Consider the following 18,642-nt stretch of genomic DNA (forward strand, 5'->3'; position numbering starts at 1 on the left):
CCAGCATGTCATCCAGTGCGCCGCCGTTATCGTTCAACCCAGCCGGCATTGAGCTGGATCGCCGCCAAGGGCTGACCCGCCAGCTGTACGAAGCGTTGCGCCAACGGGTGCTGGACGGCCGTCTGGTCAGTGGCACGCGGTTGCCCGCCAGCCGTGACCTGGCGGCGGCGCTGTCGATTTCTCGCAACAGTGTGGTGCGCGCCTACGATCAGCTCTATGCCGAGGGGTTTATTGAGAGCCGGGTCGGCGACGGCACTTATGTGGCGCAACTGCCCACCTCAAAAAAACTATCCACAAAACTATCCACAGGGTTTTCAACAGGCTTATCCCCAGGGTTATCCACAAATGACCTTCAAAAAGAGGCTTCAGCAGCCGAAAAAGTTATCCACAGCCCGGCCATGGGACGCCTTGAAACCAATCATTTACCCCTGCCGCCTGTGGGGCCACCTCGGGCATTTCGAGTGGGGGTGCCTGCATTCGATCTGTTCCCTTTCGATGTCTGGGCCAAGCTGAATGCGGCTTTCTGGCGCAAGCCGAACTTAGAACAGCTGTGTTACGGCCACCCGGCGGGGGATGAACGACTGCGCGGGTTGATCGCTGCCTACTTGCGCACCTCCCGAGGCTTGCAGTGCACGGCTGAGCAAATTGTGATCACCAGTGGCGCGCAGCAGGCAATCAGCCTTTGTGCACAGTTGCTGGTGGCGCCTGGCGATGGGGTCGCGGTTGAAAACCCGGGTTACCGCGCGGCCGGGCATGCCTTTGCGCTTGCCGGTGGGCGTTTGCATGGCGTGGCGGTGGACGGGGAGGGCATTGATTGCGCGGCGTTGAGCCGCCTCATCGACTGCCGTCTGGCCTATGTCACTCCGTCCCACCAGTACCCCCTGGGTGTGGTCATGAGCCTGGCCCGACGCCTGGAGTTGCTGGCCTGGGCGGAACGCAGCGGTGGCTGGATCGTCGAGGACGACTATGACGGCGAGTATCGCTACAGCGGCGCGCCCCTGTCGCCGCTGGCGGCGTTGGACCGTAGCGGGCGCGTGCTGTATGTGGGCACCTTCGGCAAAGTCGCGTTTCCGGCATTGCGCTTGGGCTACCTGGTATTGCCGCCAACCTTGGTCGATGCGTTTGCTCGGCGTCGTGCCGTGGATGTGCGGCACTCAGAGGTCAGCACCCAGGCGGTGATGGCCGAGTTCATGGCGGCGGGCCATTTCCAACGCCATATCCGCCGCATGCGCCGCGCCGCCCTCAGCCGGCGTAATGCGCTGCTGAACGGATGGCCGAGCGGACTCCAGGGGGTGAGCGGCCTGCCGAATGTCGCAGCGGGCCTGCACCTTACCGTGCGGGTGGACAGCCTGGCCCGTGAACAACAGTTGGTGGCGCAGGCTCGTGCGGTAGAGGTGGAGGTCAACGGCTTGAGCAGCTATTGGCTGCCCGACTCCAGCACGCCACCGGACCTGCGGGCCGGGCTGGTGCTGGGGTTTGCCGCGGTGCCGCAAGCGGATATCGCACAGGCCCTGGCGCGTCTCTACAAGGCCTGGCATTGCCAGCCGCCGTCAGGGCGCGGGCACCGACGGAGCGGGCTGTGTGAAGAACAGTAAACGGGCCAGGTGAGGGCCTATTTCGCTGCGGTACACGGCGATGCTCTCGTGGTCGTCGGTTCTGGTCGGTGTCTGGTACTTGCCACCCAAGCGTCGCTGCGCCTTGGTCTTGAGGTGTGCGGCGGTGTAAGCCTCTTCGGGACCTACCAGCTCTTTATAGTGAAAGTGGGCATACCACAGTGCATTCGAGCTTTGCGTGTCGAGAATCTCGTACTCCTTCAAATAGCCTTTGTTGCGCCCGGAGAGCTTGCTGCGTGAGCCGGGCAACGGTTTGATAACGATCTCTTTTTCGCGGTACAGCAGTTCGACATGGGCGGCTGTCGGTGGCCGCTGCTTGAGCATGTTGAGCTTGAGCCGGCGTCCCTCGTCATAGAGGCGCTTGACCGCCGTATCGAGATTACGATTGATCAGGGCTGCCGACGGAGCCCCGCTTTCAGTCAGGTTGCTGGCGGTCAATGCCTCCTCGATATCACGGCCGGCCTGTTCCAACTGTTTGATCTGGCGGTGGAAACGCTCTTCGATTTCCACGGGCAACCGTCGTGTGTCACTGGCCAGGCCCTTGGTGCGCTCGATGAAGGGCTCCATCTCGTCGAGCAACGTCTGGCCGCTGGCAATGGCGGCGCTCACGGTGCGTGGCATGGTGTGTGTCGATGGCGCGCTCGGGCGCTCGTGCTCCACCCACACCCCCGGTTCCTTTTCATGAAACAAGGCAATCACTTTGCCGGTCAGCGGTTGCTTCACCTCCACCAAGGGGGTGGATTCGCCACTTAATGGCGCGCGCTCTTCTCCTACCACCACGCCCTGGAAGCGGGTCTTGATCACCTTTTTCTGCGGCCTCGGCACGGGCCTGGACGGGCCCGCCACGTGCGACTCCCAGGCTTTTCGCTGGCGCAGCAATGCCGTCAAGCGTTTGACCGCACGCTGGGAGAACTCCTCGGTGAGCGCTCGCAGGTCTCCAAGGGCAGGCCGATGCACATCATCGGGAAAGTCAGCCGGTAAGTCGGCCAGGCTTTGGTCCAGGCTGGTGAACTGTTCCACCAGGCTATCGAGGGCTTCGATCTGGTCATCCAGCGGAACCGGGGTATCTGGTTGCAAGGTTTCGCAGAGGCTCTGTACCGCCAGTTCGGTTTTTTCGACGATCTGGTTGACGACCGCACGGGCGGCCGCTGAGCTGGCCGGGGCGTTCTCCTTAATACATAGGAAACGCGACAAGGTGATCCTGAAGGCCTTGAGATTCTCCAGTTCTATCTTGGGTAATAGCTTTTCATTGTGTTGAGCCCGCATCACACCCTTCTCGCCCAGGGCGCGGGCCTCGTTGAAACGCGAGTGCAGGTCACTGAAGCGATTGATCAAGTCCTGGGCCTGCAGGTCGATGGCGCGGTAGTCTTCCAGCGCTGCTTGTGTATCTGACGGCTCGGGATCGTCCAGGAATTGAGAGGCCGTGTTCAAGCTCTCCTGAAAACGCTCCAGCTGTTCGGCCGTGGCGCTTCGCGCCAGTATCATCTGCTCGTCCAGGTATTCGAGCATGGCCTCCTGGTAATTGGGCACGCTATCGAGCAGGTTCAACGATTTCACCTGGGCGATCGGCACGTCCAACTCACTCAGGCGTGTGGAAACCTGTGTGAGGAAGGCGGTGCTGGCGGCTTCACGATCGGCGGGTGTTGCCGCGTCGATGGCTCTCTGGGACTCAATGATTTGCTCGCGCCGCTGCATGGTCCGGGAGTCGAAAGCCTCCAGTTGTTCGCGTAACTCGTGGATTTTCGGCGGCCTCAGGCGCTCGCCTTTCTTGCGTCGGCTACGCAGCCCGCCGCCCCGCAGCCGCAGTCGGGTGTCGACAAACCACTGCCCCAGGCGGTTGTTGATCAAGGATGGCCCCTCCCGTCGCGGGTCCTTGGGGTCGATAATCATCACCGCGTCATTTTCATCGATGGTCACCTCAAACCAACGCTCCCCTACAGGGGCGTACCACGCTTGGCCCTTGGCATACAGGTGCAGGTGGGGCCCAGGCGTGACGGTTTGGGCCGCCAACCCTTCGGGTTTGGGCAGGCTGAAGCTGTCCAGCAGCTTGGCCAGGCTGAGGCGGCCACGGGTCAATGCACCGCTGCTGCGCAGTATCGGTTCATGGGTTGGGGTCAGGTCGGCGGTGCTGACGGTGGGTTTTTGAATGAACACAGGTTTGCGCCGTAGCGGCGGCTCGGGTGCCAGGGCGGGCTTTTCAAGTGTGCGTGTCGGCGCGTGCTGGAGGCTGATATGCAGGGCCAGGACCAGGCCCAGGGTCAGGAACGCATCCACCAGCGCCGAGGTGCTGGCCGGGCGGTCGCCGCTCGCCTCGGCATCGATGATGTGCTGGATATCGTCCATGATTTGCCAGATCCAGGCCGCGGCACCCACGGTTCGGCCCAGGAATGGCAACGCATTATTGAGAATCAGCCAGCCCGCGTGCTTCAGGCTCTCCCAGCGAGCTTCGGCATTGGAGACTGACTGGCGGTCGGCCAAGGTCACCAGGGCACGGGCGTTAGCGTTGTAAAGTTCAGTGAAGGGATCTGTGCTCAGGGCCTGGGTACTGAATTCGATGGGACCACTCATCACCAATGAACTCACCGGCTCGCTGAGCAGCGTGGGGAGTATCCAGGGCGAAGGCACGCTACCGGGGAAGACGAACTGGGCGTAGTCCGAACGTACGGCATCGGGAAGCCACGCGAGTACTGATTGGCGCAATGGTGTGTCTTGCTTGATCGCATAAAGCAGGTTGGCCAATGACGGGAATTGCATCAAAGGCGCGTCGGAAAGCGGTCGATACAAGAGGCATGGGCCGTTTTTCGGCTCCTGCGGCCCGATGATAAACATGTTGTCGACGGTGTCCGCACCGCCTAGCACACGCCACTTTGGGCGTAGCGCCAAGGGGCGAATGACCACTTCATCGCCATCCACCCGGCGTTCCTGCGCATGGGTGGCCATCGCCGCGCGCACATAGCGATAACCCTGTTCATCAATGTTGAACTGGTCGCGGATTTTGTACTGCAAGGCCAGCAAGGGCAGTTGCAGGCGTAGCTGCCCGCGGTACAACTGTTGACGCTTCAAGGCTTGTTCGGTGTTGGTCAATAACTGCGTATTGACCTGCGCCGGGTAGCTTTGGCCGATATTCGCCTGGGTGACCAGTTGTTCCACATAGGTGGGCGTCAGCCAGGCGGGTGTCGGGCTCCCACTTTTGTAGCTCACGGTTTTGTTTCCCAGCGGGAGCGCGATCAGGTTTTGCAAGGCCAATTCAACCAGGCTGAATGTCTCGGTTTGCGTCCTGCCAGGTATCGTGACCGTGCCCCAGATCACTTGGCTGGTGACCGTTATTACAATGTGCTCAGGGTCCAGGCCGGTGGCCTCGGGGTGATCCCGGGTGAGCAATGCCTTCAGGGCCTGGCGCGTAAAATCGGTGATAGCCGGCAGGCCGTCCATGAAGGTTTTTCCCTCGTCCCGGGCGTTCTGATTGGCGAGGTCGATCATGTAGCGCCCGTAAGCCGATTGATCGGCCTGCGAGGCTTGCAGCAACCATTGCGGTAAGGCGCGTCGGATATGGCCCATATGCGACTGATCGAGCCGCAGGAGTTGGGCAGCTTCTGTGCTGCCTTCTTTCAGGGACAGCAGGTCCTGGGGTTCAGCGGTTAAAAAACCGAGCGAGCCAATGGCCTCGACTTGCAGGCCAATCAAACTGCAGGCCTGGTGTTCGAAAAAATCACCGTCTGGCTCCAGCAGCCGCCAGTTCAGGGTTTCACCGGATGAGTTGCCAATGCATGCCTGCAGTGATTCGCCGAGCGCCTGGGTGTCGACGAATTTTCTGTACCCGTCGATGATCGAGTAGCTGAGGATGATGGACCGGTCGCCGTGGCTGGCGATCAGTACGGCAACTGCCGTGACGTTAATATGCTGGTTGGCTGCACCATCCTGCATATCGATGTCCACCAGGTAGGCCCGCGTTCCATATTTGTCGCGGGGCTGGCGCTCGACGTAATCGGGGTAATGAAACACCGTGCGGGCAATGGCGCAGTCGTCGGCGTCCCAGCCGTCGACTTCCTGCACATTCCAGGCATTACGCAATGCCTGGGCCAAGGCTCGCCAGCGCGGGCCCCTGCCGTCGCTTTGGTTCCAGAATTCCATCTGCTGTTCCTGGTAGGCGACAAACATCAGCGGCGCCAGCTCGTTGATCAGCCGGGCAATCGCGTCGATTCTGACGGGCAGGTGCGCTTGCGGTTTACCCGTCGAGCGATAGGCCAGATAGTGTTCACGGTCCAGATAGGTCACCGGCTCGCCGGAAAAGGCACTGCGCGCCAGTGCGCTCGTGAGGGTTTCGGTGTGCGGCTTGCCCGGGAGGATTGTGTCATCCACCGGATACCATTGGGGTTGATACACCGTGGCCAGGTCCGGGTTGATTTCCAGTTCCGGGTACATCTCGTCCAAGGCCTGGCGCAGGGTGGCCGAGGCCACTTCACGCACGGAAGGGCCGGAGCTCAGTTGGGTCAGTATTTCGCTGTTTTCGGGTGAAACAACATCGTTCATGTGGGCAGTCCTGATCAGGCGGAAAACATCCGTGTGTCAGAACTTATCGAGGAGCGGTTCGCCCAGGGTGGTAACTAACTGTCGAGTACCTTCAACGACTTACCACCCCTTTGCATTGCCCTGCGATGCCTGCGTTATGTCCCGGACTTGATCTTGGTCCAGGCCCGCGTGCGGGCGCGTTCGGCGTCACGCCCCAGCGGCTTGAGCGTATAGAGCGTGGCCATCGCCGCCTCAGTCGGGTACAGGTTGGGGTTGTTGCGAATCGAGGGGTCGACCTGTTCGGTGGCGTCCTTGTTGGGGTTGGGGTAGCCGACAAAATCGCTGATCGGCGCGATCACCTGCGGTTGCAGCAGGTAGTTGATAAAGGTGTAGGCGTCTTGCGGGTTCTTCGCCCCCTTGGGAATGGCGAGCATGTCGAACCAGATCGGTGCCCCTTCCTTGGGCAGGCGCATGTCAACGGTCACGCCGTTCTTGGCTTCCTTGGCGCGGTTGGCAGCCTGGGAGAAGCTGCCGGAATAACCGACGGCCACGCAGATGTCTCCATTGGCGATATCCGCCATGTATTTGGAGGAGTGGAAGTAGGTGATGTAGGGACGGATCTTCAGCAGCAGCGCTTCGGCTTTGTCATAGTCCTTGGGGTTGCGGCTGTTGGGATCCAGGCCCAGGTGCTGCAGGGCCAGCGGCAGGATCTCGGACGGCGAGTCGAGCAGTGCGACGCCGCATTGTTTGAGCTTGCTGATGTTCTCTTCCTTGAAGATCAGGTCCCAGCTGTCCACCGGCGCATCGGCGCCCAGCGCGGCCTTGACCTTGTCCGGGTTGAAGCCGATCAGGATGGTGCCGTACATATAGGGCACGGCGAATTTATTGCCGGGGTCATTGGCCTCGATCAGCTTCATCAGCTTGGGATCGAGGTGGTTCCAGTTCGGCAGTTGGCTGCGGTCCAGTGGTTGGAACACCCCGGCTTCGATCTGCTTGGCCAGGAACACATTGGACGGCACCACCACGTCATACCCGGAGTTGCCGGTGAGCAGCTTGGCTTCCAGGGCTTCGTTGGTGTCGAAGATGTCGTACACCAGCTTGAGGTTGGGGTTCTGTGCCTTGAAGTCTTCCAGTGCCTTGGGCGTGATGTAGTCGAACCAGTTGTAGACTCGCAGGGTTTTTTCTTCAGCGTGGACCATGCCGCTGATAACGGCGGCGCACAGCACGAGTGACTTGAGCATCTTCATTGGGCAGCCCCCTCAAAACCTTCGAGAACGTTGACGGCATTGATGCCGATTTCTTCGACGGCGTAGCCGCCTTCCATCACGAACAGCGTCGGCTTGCCCAAGTGCGCAATGCGCGCGCCCATCGCCAGGTAGTCCGGGCTGTCGAGTTTGAATTGCGAGATGGGGTCGTGCTTGAACGTGTCCACCCCCAGCGAAACGACAACGATGTCGGCGCCATAGCGCTCAATTTCTGTGCAAGCCTCTTCAAGGGCAGCGCTCCAGCGTTCCCAGCCTGAACCGGCCGGCAAGGGGTAGTTGAAGTTGAAGCCAGTGCCTGCGCCTTCGCCCAGTTCATCGGCATAGCCGAGGAAAAACGGAAACTCCGCTTCGGGGTGGCCGTGGATCGAGGTGAACAGCACATCGCTGCGTTCATAGAAAATCGACTGGGTGCCGTTGCCGTGGTGGTAATCCACATCGAGGATCGCGACGCGCTTGCAGCCTTGATCGAGGAAGGCTTGGGCGGCAATGGCGGCATTGTTGAGGTAGCAGTAGCCGCCCATCAAGTCGCTGGCGGCATGGTGCCCCGGCGGGCGGCACAGGGCGAAGGCACTGTGGGCGCCTTGTTGGATGGCAGCCTGGGCCGTGAGGGCGACTTGCGCCGCGCTGTAGGCGGCTTGCCAGGTGCCGGCGGTAATCGGCGCGCCGCCGTCGAAGCTGTAGTAGCCGAGCTGGCCGTGCAGGCTGGCGGGCAATACCCGGCGCAGGGTGCGGGCGGGCCAGGTGTAGGGCAACAGGTCGCCGTCCTGGCCGAATTCGGTCCAGCGTTGCCAGGCCCCCTGGAAGAAGTCGAGGTAGGCGTGGCTGTGGACCCGTTGCAGCGGCGCCAGGCCGAAGTCCCGCGGCCCGTGGACCGGGCCCAGTTCGCGGTCTTTGATCCGTTGCAGCACGTGGTCGGCACGCGAAGGCATCTCGAAGCAGGGCATCAGTTGCCCGTCCATCAGTTCACAACGGCCGTGGTGCAGGTGGTGATCGTCCGAGTAGATCGTCAGCATTTGTTGTTCTCCGCAGGCTGTGTCGGTGCATGCAGTCTTGCGGCGGAGGCGGTTTATGAGAACGGCAGGAGCGGCCAAAAGGGGATAAATACGGCCAAATTATCTGTCCGCAATTCGCCCCTCCGTGGGGCGTCATGCGCGAAATTGGCTCGGCGCCACGCCGCTCCAGCGCACAAATGCGTGCCGGAAGCTGGCCGTCTCGCTGAAGCCCAGCGCCTCGGCAATCCGGTAGATCGGCCATTGGTCTTGCGCCAACAGTTGCTTGGCACGCTCGAAGCGCAACTCGTCGAGCAGGTCCTGGTAGCTGCAACCCAGGTCATGCAAGTGCCGGCGCAAGGTTCGCGCTGAACAGTTCATTTGCGTGGCCAAGCCCTCCACGCCGGGCGCGGCGTGGAGCTGAGTGGTGAGCAGTTGGCGAATCCTGCCCAGCCAAGCCTGGCGCCCGGTGAACTCCAGGTTGTGTTTGCGGCAGCGTTCGGCCATGGCCCGGTGGGTAATCGCGTCAGCCAGGGGCAGCGGCTGTTCGAGCCAGTGCCTGTCGAATGCGAAAGCATTGGCGGTGGCCTGGAATTGCAGCGGGCAGGGGAAACGTTCCGCATAGCGCGCGCGGTAGTCCGGGGCGTCATGTTCGAAGCGTGCGGCGAGCAGCGGCAGGGGCTGGCCGAGCAGGTCGTCGCAGATCACTTTCAGCGACGCCAGGCACAGTTCGACGTTGAACGTCTCCAGCGTCGGGTTTTCCCGGTAGCCACTGGCAGTGAACCAGATGCGCTCGCCCTCTTCTTCAAGGCTCAGCTCGAAGAGTGTTCCCAACAGCGCTGGATAACGCAGCGCCAGGCGCAAAGCGTCACCGAAGGTGGCACTGGTGAGCAGCGCGTAACCCAGCATGCCGTAGGCCGACACATGCATCTGGCGGCCCAGCTCCAGGCCGACATCGCGACGCAGGGCCACGGCGTTGGCGCACACGCGCATTTCCTGATTGGTGGTGATGCGCGTGTCGGCGCGGCTCAAGTCCGCCGCACAGATGCCGCTGCCCGCAAGCAACGCCTCGCTGTCCTGGCCTTCGGCCTTGAAGGTGTTGAGCACCAGCGACACCGCGTTGAGGGTGGTGAGATGAGCGTGCAGCATCGACGGCTCCAACGTGGCAGGTACGGTGAAAGAGCAAGTTGTGTGCCGTCGCCCGTGCATCAGGTCAAGTTGAAAAACAGTGTTTGTGCCTGGCTCTCGTTGATCTCGCTGCGGTGGAAGGCCACGCGTTGTGCGCTGCTCAGGCGCCTGATGGTGTCGGCTGTAGCGCCAAGGCTTTGCTCCTGGGGTGTCTTGAGGCGCGCACTGAGAAACGACCTGAGGGTGGTCCAGTCGGTCGAATAGTGGAAATGCGCATACCAGAGCACCTTATGGGTGCTGCGATCGGTGATGGAGTACTCGTCCAGGTAGTCCGGAGTGGCGGATTTTATGCGGCGTCGGTTGATTGTTTTTTTGATACTGATGGCGTTGCGATCCTTGAGCCATTGCACGCCGGAAGGCGTGGGCGGGTGCTGCTTGGTCATTCTCAGCACGTTTTCTATGGATTGCTGATACAGCGTGGCGGTAGCCTCGGCGAGGGATTTCTTGACGCTGCTGGCCAGGGTGACGTCGCCCTGGGCAAGGTTTTTCTGGGTCAGTGCTTGCTCGATGTCGCGGCTGGCCTGCTCCAGGCGATGGGCGTGTTGATGGTAGAGGTACTCGATGCCGATGGGCGTGCGTTGGGCTTGATTGGCCAGCTCGGTGATTCGCTGTTTGAAGGCTGTCAACCCAGTGAGCAGGGTGTTGCCCGTGGTCACACTGGCTTGCAGGTCGATGGGCAGGTTGACCGTTTTTACGGCCTTGGCCCGCTGGACCCAAAAGCCGTCTGATTTTTCGTGAAACGTGGCCACCACGGTATTGGACAGGGGCGAGCGGACATCCACCAGCCCGGTTTCCTGGCCCGTTGCAGACAACTGCGGTTCGCCGACCACCATGCCGTGGTAGCGAGTTCTGATGAACTTTTTCTGTGGGAGTGGGGGCGTGGACGGCGGACGGGGGGTGGATCGCAGGGTGCTGCGGCTGGCGGCCAGCAGCGCCAGCTGAGTCGTGGTCTGTTTGGTGTACCCGCTGAGTTGGTCGCGCAAGCGAGTCAATGCTTGCGCCTGGGAAATGTCGGGGAATTCAGTGGGAAAGTCTCGCAGGCGTTCGTCCAGCAGCGTGAACTGTTCGATCAGGCTGCTCAGTGTTTCGATCTGCTCGTCGATCCGCCTGTCACTGCGCTCGCGCAATGTATCGCGCAGGGCCTGGATGGCGATGTCGCAGGCGTCGACAATCTGGTCGATGGCCAGCCACGCCTGGGGTTCGCTCAGTATGGTGTCTTCACGCAGGCAGAGATTGCGGGCAAGGGACACCTGTAACGCCTTGAGGTCATCGCTGCGGTAACTGGGCAGCAGGCTTTTGGTGCTTTGTATCAAGCGTAACCCTTCGCTTGAAAGATCGCGCAGTTGGGTGAATCGTGATTCGAAGTAATCCATGCATTGAATCATTCTCCCCAACATTTCAGTCATTTCGTTGGACTGGGGGATATCCCGCTCTTGCGGGGCTTTGGCCTGGCGCTCGATCTGCTCCAGCGTTGTCTTGAGCTTGGGGGCGAAGGTTTTCAGTATTTCAGTGAGGCCCGCCTGGCTCAAACTCAACTGAGCTTTGATGTACCCGATGGCGCGAAACTGGAAGTCTGGTGTCGGTGCAAAAACATTCAAGGTCTTGAGGTCTTGCAGGGCTGTTTCATAGTTCGCGCATTGACTGTCCAGCAGTCCGAGGTAGACGTTGCGCTTGGCCTGGGCTGTGGCTGCGGGAGCGTCGAGCATGGCTTGCAGTGCACGTTGCAGCTCCTCTTGCGCAGCTTGTTTGCGTTGCTCGAAAGTCGTGAGTTGGTTGCGCATCTGGTTCACTTGACGCTCGGCCAGTGCCCGGGCTTTTCTTTCCTGGCTCTTGGAGCCGCCTCCGCGCAGACGCAAGCGGGTGTCGATGAACCACTCCCCCTTGAGGTTGCCGATCACAAAGGGGCCAGAGCGAGTGGGTTGCTGGGGATCGATGATCTGCACCTCGTCATTTTCGTCGACCGTGACTTCAAACCAGCGTTGGCCCACTGGTGCGTACCACTTACTGCGCAACGGGTAGAGGTATCGTTGAGGGCCCCTACGTGACGAGGCCGGGTTTTGCACCGCTGGTTTTTCGACTTTGAAACTGTCCAGCAGCTTGCCCAGGTCGGTGGTAGTACGGTTGATCGCGCCGAGGGTATGCAGCACGTGGGGATGATCGCTGGGCAGGGCAGGCGAACTGATGTCGGTCAGTTGTTTGATCACCGTGGGTTTTGCGGTGGCCGTTTGTTGCGTTTGCTCTACCGGTTCTTCGACTGCCAAAGCGCTGCCTGACGGGGCGTTGCGGCTGGCAATATGCAGGGTCAACGCCATGCCCAGGTTGAGGAACAGGCCTGTCAGGGCCGACCATTCGGCCGCTTTGTCTTGCTTTTTATCCGCGTCGACGGCCTCTTGCAGTTGGTCGAGGATCTGCCAGATCCAGGCCGCGGCGTTTACGGTTCGCCCCAAAAAAGGCAGTACGGCAGTGAACGCCAGCCAGCTGGCCTGCTTGAACGATGCCCAGCGGGCTTCTGCATTTGAAACCGATTGATGGTCTGCCAATGTAACCAGCGCATTGGCGTTGGCTTTGTACAATTGGCCGGCCAGGTGGTCGTTGAGCGTCTGGTGGCCCAGGCCCATGGGCCCGTTCATCAGCAGCAGCTTCGCAGGGTCTACGAGAAGCTCGACGGCGGCCCAGGGCGACGGCAGTTCGCCGGGAAAGGCGTAGCGGGCATAGTCGCTGCGCACACCGTCGGGCAGCCAGGCCAATACTGAGTCGCGCAACGCTTGGGATTGGCGGATCGCATACAGCAGGTTGGCCGGTGACGGGTATTGCATCAACTGCGGCTCCAGCATCGGACGGTACAACAGGCAAGGGCCGGTGTCCGGGTCCTGCGGGCCAATCACATACATATTGGCGACCGTGTCTTGCGTGGCGTTGTCACGGTGTTTCGGAATGAAAGCCAGGGGGCGCAGGACAATGGTCTGACCGTCGACCTGACGGTTTGACACCTCTTTATTCAATACGGCGACGATGTAGCGATACCCCAACTCGTCAATCCCATTTTCCTGACGGATCTTGAACTGCAATGCCAGGAGCGGCAGTTGGATACGCAAATGGTTGCTGTACAGGTATTGCCTGCGCGCGGACTCCAGCGGGTTGTCGAGCAGTTTCTGTTTGACCAGGGCGGGGTACTGTTGACCGATGTCCACCTTGCGAATCAGGGCCTCGACGTACGCTACGGTCATCCAGGCCGGTAAGGCATTGCTGTCGCTATCCAAGTGAATGCTTTTGTTACCGACCGGCAGGCTGATCAGGCTTTGCAGGGCAAGTTCGGCAAGGCTGAAGGTTGTGACGTCGACCTTGCCTGGAAGGGTAAAACTGCCCCAGACCACGGGGCTTTGCACCCGGATCTCGACTCTATCCAGGCGCAGGTTCGCGGCATCGCTGTGTTCCTTGAGCATTTCTGCGCGCAGCTTGGTCAGTGCGTATTCCTGAATGGGAGGGATGTCGTCTTGAAAAGACTTGCCAGCATTCAGGCTGTGCAGGGCGGCGAGGTCTTTCAGGTGGCGCGCATAGAGATCCAAGTCGCTGGTGGAGGCGACTTTCAGCCAATCGGGTAGCAGGTGACGTAAGCGTGCCAGGTCGGGGTGTTTATCACCGGCCAGTTCTTCAGCGGCGGCCGGGACGTTGAGTGAGGACTCGGTGGGGTCGACGCGACGCAGTTGCCCAAGGTCGAGCTGCCCGATGAACGCGATCTGCTGGGCAATCAACGCGCAGGCCTGGTGGTCAAAAAAGTGGCCATCGGGCTCGAACAGTCGCCACTGTATGTTCGTGGGGGCTGGGGAGGGCAAGTGACTGGGTAAGCTGCGTCCCAGTTGCTCCAGCGAGGTGAACTTTTCGTAGCCGTTGAGCAGTGAGTACATGAGGATCATCGGCTTCCCTGCGTGGCTGCCGATCAGCACGGCCATTGACAGCATGGCCAGGTGTTTGACGGTTTCGCCGTCCACCCTGTCGACATCTATCAGGTAGGCCCGGCTGGCATAGGGGTCCTTGGCTTGACGGAGCTTGTGCTCCGGCGACATGAACAGATTGCGGGCCATCGCGCATTCCTGCGCGTTCCAGTCTTCGACGGCAGTGACATTCCAGATTGATCGCAATGTGTTGGACAGCACTTGCCAGTGTGGGCCGGAGGTTCCATTGGTTGAGTTCCAGAAGTCCACTTGAAGTTCTTGATACGCCGTTTTCATCACGGGCGCGAGCACGTTGATCAACTGCGCTATTTGAGCGATACGCACGGGGAGATGGCGGGGGGAATGCGTGTTTTTTGGCTGAATGAGGTAATGCTGGCCCTCAGTGAACAACGTCGGAATGCCCGAGACCGCCTGGTTGGCGAGAATATCGGTGAGATGCTGTTGCGTCGGAGCGCCGACGACGATCTCGTCGTCAACGAGCTCGGCTACCGGTGTGACGACCGTGGCAACATCGGGATCGATATGCAGGTCCGGGTAAAGCTCTTGCAGTGATCGGCGCAACAGCACGCCGGCGGCTTCCCTGAAGGCGGGGCCTACGCAGAGCTGAGTGATCAGCGAATCAGTGGGGCTGTGAGGAGCGGTAGAAGGTAGTTGGCTCATGGGGTCCTGCCTTGCCGTTTCATGAATGCTGCCGAAAGAACAGCTTCGGCATGCTAGAAAGGCGCAAGGCAGGCATGAGGCTAACTATGTAGTGGGCCGGTGTTTTTACTCAGGTTTACAGCGCAGCTCAGGCCAGCTCACCGCACAGGTCAAGCTCCACCAGGTGTCGGACCTCATCCGTTGCAAGCCCTGCACCGAGCAGCGCGTGGAGCTTGCCGAAGACGGCTTCACGGGTCATGCCACCGCCGGAAAGCACACCTGCACCGCGCAACCGGCTGCCGGCCTCGTACACGTCCAGTTCAACGCCGCCTTCGTGGCATTGGGTGATTGCAACCACGACCACGTCCAGGTCTTGCGCCCGCTTGAGGCTGGCGAGGAACGCAGGGTTATCACTCGGTCCCGTGCCGCTGCCAAAGCATTCCAGCACCAGCGCCTGAAGGCCGCTGTCGACCAGTGCATCCAGTTGCCCGGCGGCGATACCTGGCACCAATGGCAGCACGCCCACATTCGCGATGGCCTTGGGTTGGCGGTAATGCAGGGCGGCCGGGATCATTTCGGCCTGGGCGACGCCACCATTACGCTGCAAGGCCGCAAACGGATGGCGACCAAAGCTGCGGATCTTCGCGCAACGGGTGGGCGCCATCAGCGCACCGTGGAAGTACAGTTGCACACCCGGTGCCAGGCCTTCGCCCAGCGCCTGCAAGGCACCGCTGACGTTTTCCCAGGCATCGCTGTCGGGTACCCCGGCAGGCAGCATGGAACCGGTGAACACGACCGGCGCGGGCAGGCCCAGCAATTGAAAACTCATGGCGGCCGCGCTGTAGGCCAGGGTGTCGGTGCCGTGCAGGATCAGTACCGCGTCGCAACCCTCGTCCACCGCCTCGACCACGGCGGTGCGCAGGTGCTGCCAGTAGGCGGGGGTCATGTTGGCGCTGTCGATCAGCGGCGACATTTCCCGAAAGCGCCAGGCGGGCAATGGCTGGTTGGCAAGTTGTTCGCGCATGCGCGCTTCGAAACCGGACGCGGGCGCCAGGCCGTTGGCGCTGGCCTGCATACCGATGGTGCCACCGGTGTAGAGCACCATGATGTTGTGGGATGGGGACATGAGTTTTCTCCTGAACGAAAAACGCCGCCGGGCCCAGAGCATGCCCAAGGCCGGGCGGCGTGTCATCTATCTACCTGGGCTCAGCGTTGCACTTGAGCGTTCAGCTCAGCTGCCGGGGCCGCTTGCGGCTTTACCGGGTTGGCCGGCCAGGCCTTGCGGTCCAGGTCCAGGTCAGGGAACTGGCTGGAGTCGAACACCGGGGTCTTGATGCCTGCCGCGCGCTGGTTGTCGTAGTCATTCAGGATGCGCATGGCAATCTTGAACAGGAACGCCAGGGCGAACAGGTTGACGAACGCCAGCAGGGTCATGGTGATGTCGGCGAAGGCGAACACGGTGCTCAGGTTCTCGATCGAGCCCCAGAAAATCAGCACCAGCACCAGCGCGCGGTAGCCCATCAGCACCTTGCGGTTGTTACCCACCAGGAAGCGCAGGTTGCTCTCGCCCAGGTAGTAGTTGTACATGATCGAGGTGAACACGAACAACGCCAGGGCCACCGAGATAAACATGCGGCCCCAGTCACCCACTACAGCCGCCAGGGAGTTCTGGGTCAGGGCAATGCCGTCGCCTTCAAAGCCTGGGGTGTAGAAGCCGGAGAGCAGGATCAGCAATGCGGTGCAGGTGCAGATCACGAAGGTGTCGAGGAACACGCTGAACGCTTGCACCACGCCTTGGGCGATCGGATGTTCCACCGACGCGACCGCCGCCACGTTCGGCGCACTGCCCAGCCCGGCTTCGTTGGCGAACACGCCGCGCTTCACGCCCATGATGATCGCGCTGCCCACCAGGCCACCGAAGGCTTGGTCGAGGCCGAAGGCGCTCTTGACGATGGTCGCGAGCATGGCCGGCACGTGGTCGAATTGCAGCACGATCACATACAGGGTCACGGCGATGTACACCAGGGTCTTGACCGGTACCAGCAGGTCGGCGATCGACGCGATGCGCTTGATCCCGCCGATGAACACCAGGCCCAGCAGGACTGCGAGGGCCAGGCCGGTGTAGGTGGTATCCAGGCCAAAGGCGTTGTTCAGCGAGTGGGTCACGGCATGGGCTTGCAGGCCGTTGAACGCAAAGCCGAAGGTCACCAGCAGCAGGAACGCCATGACCATACCCAACCAGCGTTTGTGCAGGCCATGCTGGATGTAATAGGCCGGGCCGCCACGGTAGGTGCCTTCAGCGTCAGTGCGCTTGTACAGCTGGCCGAGGGAGCACTCGATAAAGCTCGAAGACATGCCCACCAGCGCGGTGACCCACATCCAGAACACGGCGCCCGGGCCACCCAGGGTCACGGCAATGCCGACACCTGCGATGTTACCGGCACCCACACGGCCGGCGAGGCTGAGCATCAGCGCCTGGAACGAACTGAGCTGGTCGGAGCTGTTTTTCAGGCTGTCGCGAAACACCGAAAACATGTGGAAAAAGTGACGCAACTGGACGAAACGCGAGCGGATCGTGAAATAACCGCCGAGCCCGACAATGAGCACGATCAGTACTTTCCCTGAGAGGAAGTCGTTGATGACTTCGAGCATGGAGTGTTCCTCGCTGATTTTTCTAATGGCAAACGCAGGACGGTCCTACCCCTCGCATAGCACCAGGCAGTGCGCGACGGTTCGACCCATCCTTTTGCGGGTGTTGTTATTCATGCGGTTTCGCGCGTGTCCGGGCCTCGTTGCCGACGGCCGCTGGCGCGAAGAGGGGCGGCACTATACCTAGGCGAACGTGATCCGTCTGCTCGGACTGATTAAAGGTTTCAGCCAAGGGGTGTCGGGTAGGGGCGATGTTGGAATTTTTATGGGCGTCATTTCACAACCTTGAGGCAAAAAAAAGGGCCTGAAGAACGAGCCTTCAGGCCCTCAAAAGGTGAGAGGTGTCTAGTCCCTCAACCTGGTGAGCGGTGCAACAAACGCTTAGGCCTTCAACGGGACCAAACGTGGAGCGATCATGTTTTCGGGGCGCAGGATGTCGTCGAGCATGGCGTCGTCGAGCAAGCCTTCTTCGCGCACCAGTTCCAGCACGCCGCGGCCGCTTTCGAGGGCGATACGCGCGATGCGGGTGGCGTTTTCATAGCCGATGTACGGGTTGAGCGCGGTGACCAGGCCGATGGAGTGCTCCACCAGCTCGCGGCAGCGGGCTTCGTTGGCGGTGATGCCGACGATGCAGTGTTCGCGCAGCATGTCCATGGCGCGTTGCAGCAGGCGGATGGAGTCGAAGATCTTGAAGGCGATCAGTGGCTCCATCACGTTCAACTGCAGTTGGCCACCTTCGGCCGCCATGGTCAGGGCCAGGTCGTTACCGATGACTTGGAACGCCACTTGGTTGACCGCTTCCGGGATCACCGGGTTGACCTTGCCGGGCATGATCGAGCTGCCTGGCTGGCGCGCCGGCAGGTTGATCTCGTTGATACCGGTGCGTGGGCCGCTGGACAGCAGGCGCAGGTCGTTGCAGATCTTCGACAGCTTCACAGCGGTACGCTTGAGCATGCCGGAGAACAGCACGAAGGCGCCCATGTCGGAGGTGGCTTCGATCAGGTCGGCAGCCGGGACCACGGGCTGGCCGCTGATAACGGCCAGGCGTTGTACGGCCAGGGCCTGGTAGCGCGGGTCGGCGTTGATGCCGGTGCCGATGGCGGTGCCGCCCAGGTTCACTTCAGTCAGCAGCTCTGGCGCCAGGGTTTTCAGGCGGGCCAGGTCTTCACCGAGGGTGGTGGCGAACGCGCGGAATTCCTGGCCGAGGGTCATCGGCACGGCGTCTTGCAGTTGGGTGCGGCCCATTTTCAGCACGTGGCTGAATTCGACGCCTTTGGCGGCGAACGCCTGGATCAGGCTGTCGAGGCTGGCCAGCAGCGCGTCATGGCCCAACAGCAGACCCAGGCGGATCGCGGTGGGGTAGGCGTCGTTGGTCGACTGCGCCATGTTCACGTCGTTGTTGGGGTGCAGGTACTGGTATTCGCCCTTCTGGTGGCCCATGGCCTCCAGCGCGATGTTGGCGATGACTTCGTTGGCATTCATGTTGGTTGAAGTGCCGGCGCCGCCTTGAATCATGTCCACCACGAATTCTTCGTGGAAATCGCCGCGGATCAGACGGGCACAGGCTTCGCTGATAGCGGCGTGCTTGGCTTCGCTGAGCTGGCCCAACTCACGGTTGGCGTCAGCGGCAGCTTGCTTGACCATTGCCAGGCCGACCACCAATTTCGGGTAATGCGAAATCGGAACGCCCGAGAGGCGGAAGTTATTCACCGCTCGCAGGGTCTGGATGCCGTAATACGCTTGAGCGGGTACTTCGAGTACGCCAAGCAGGTCTTTTTCTGTGCGGAATGATGCAGCGGAGAACATGACGGAAATCATCTCGATATGGACCCGGAAC

General features: G+C 61.1%; 9 protein-coding genes. 1 reads left to right on the forward strand and 8 read right to left on the reverse strand.

Annotated features, from left to right (window positions below; translation table 11 throughout):
• The first annotated feature begins 5 nt into the window (after positions 1-5).
• Positions 6-1,595: a MocR-like pyridoxine biosynthesis transcription factor PdxR gene (pdxR, locus tag AC1Q6I_RS06985; protein ID WP_102623586.1), complete on the forward strand. Its 1,590-nt coding sequence runs from the start codon at positions 6-8 to the stop codon at positions 1,593-1,595.
• Here pdxR and AC1Q6I_RS06990 read toward each other — a convergent pair.
• The 8 genes from AC1Q6I_RS06990 to aspA form a co-directional block, all read right to left on the reverse strand.
• Positions 1,551-6,143, reverse strand: a complete 4,593-nt coding sequence (locus tag AC1Q6I_RS06990) for a dermonecrotic toxin domain-containing protein (protein ID WP_102623587.1) — start codon at positions 6,141-6,143, stop codon at positions 1,551-1,553. The genes pdxR and AC1Q6I_RS06990 overlap by 45 nt on opposite strands.
• A gap of 134 nt (positions 6,144-6,277) precedes the next feature.
• Positions 6,278-7,369 (reverse strand): polyamine ABC transporter substrate-binding protein, encoded by a 1,092-nt coding sequence (locus AC1Q6I_RS06995; protein WP_024078167.1) that lies wholly within the window; start codon positions 7,367-7,369, stop codon positions 6,278-6,280.
• Positions 7,366-8,400, reverse strand: a complete 1,035-nt coding sequence (locus AC1Q6I_RS07000) for a histone deacetylase family protein (RefSeq protein ID WP_102623588.1) — start codon at positions 8,398-8,400, stop codon at positions 7,366-7,368. Before AC1Q6I_RS07000 ends, AC1Q6I_RS06995 begins: the two co-directional genes overlap by 4 nt.
• 132 nt (positions 8,401-8,532) lie before the next feature.
• Positions 8,533-9,525, reverse strand: a complete 993-nt coding sequence (locus AC1Q6I_RS07005; RefSeq protein WP_024078165.1) for an AraC family transcriptional regulator — start codon at positions 9,523-9,525, stop codon at positions 8,533-8,535.
• A 59-nt stretch (positions 9,526-9,584) separates the two neighbouring features.
• Positions 9,585-14,177, reverse strand: a complete 4,593-nt coding sequence (locus tag AC1Q6I_RS07010; protein ID WP_102623589.1) for a dermonecrotic toxin domain-containing protein — start codon at positions 14,175-14,177, stop codon at positions 9,585-9,587.
• 127 nt (positions 14,178-14,304) lie between these two features.
• Complete coding sequence (locus AC1Q6I_RS07015; protein WP_102623590.1) at positions 14,305-15,282, reverse strand: asparaginase; 978 nt, start codon at positions 15,280-15,282, stop codon at positions 14,305-14,307.
• Between the two features lie 80 nt (positions 15,283-15,362).
• Positions 15,363-16,808: an alanine/glycine:cation symporter family protein gene (locus AC1Q6I_RS07020; RefSeq protein WP_069077340.1), complete on the reverse strand. Its 1,446-nt coding sequence runs from the start codon at positions 16,806-16,808 to the stop codon at positions 15,363-15,365.
• Between the two features lie 378 nt (positions 16,809-17,186).
• The gene (gene aspA / locus AC1Q6I_RS07025) at positions 17,187-18,611 is read right to left on the reverse strand and encodes an aspartate ammonia-lyase (protein WP_102623591.1); all 1,425 of its coding nucleotides are present in this window, start codon (positions 18,609-18,611) and stop codon (positions 17,187-17,189) included.
• Between the last annotated feature and the right edge of the window lie 31 nt (positions 18,612-18,642).

The sequence above is a fragment of the Pseudomonas sp. MPR-R2A5 genome (assembly GCF_058793055.1).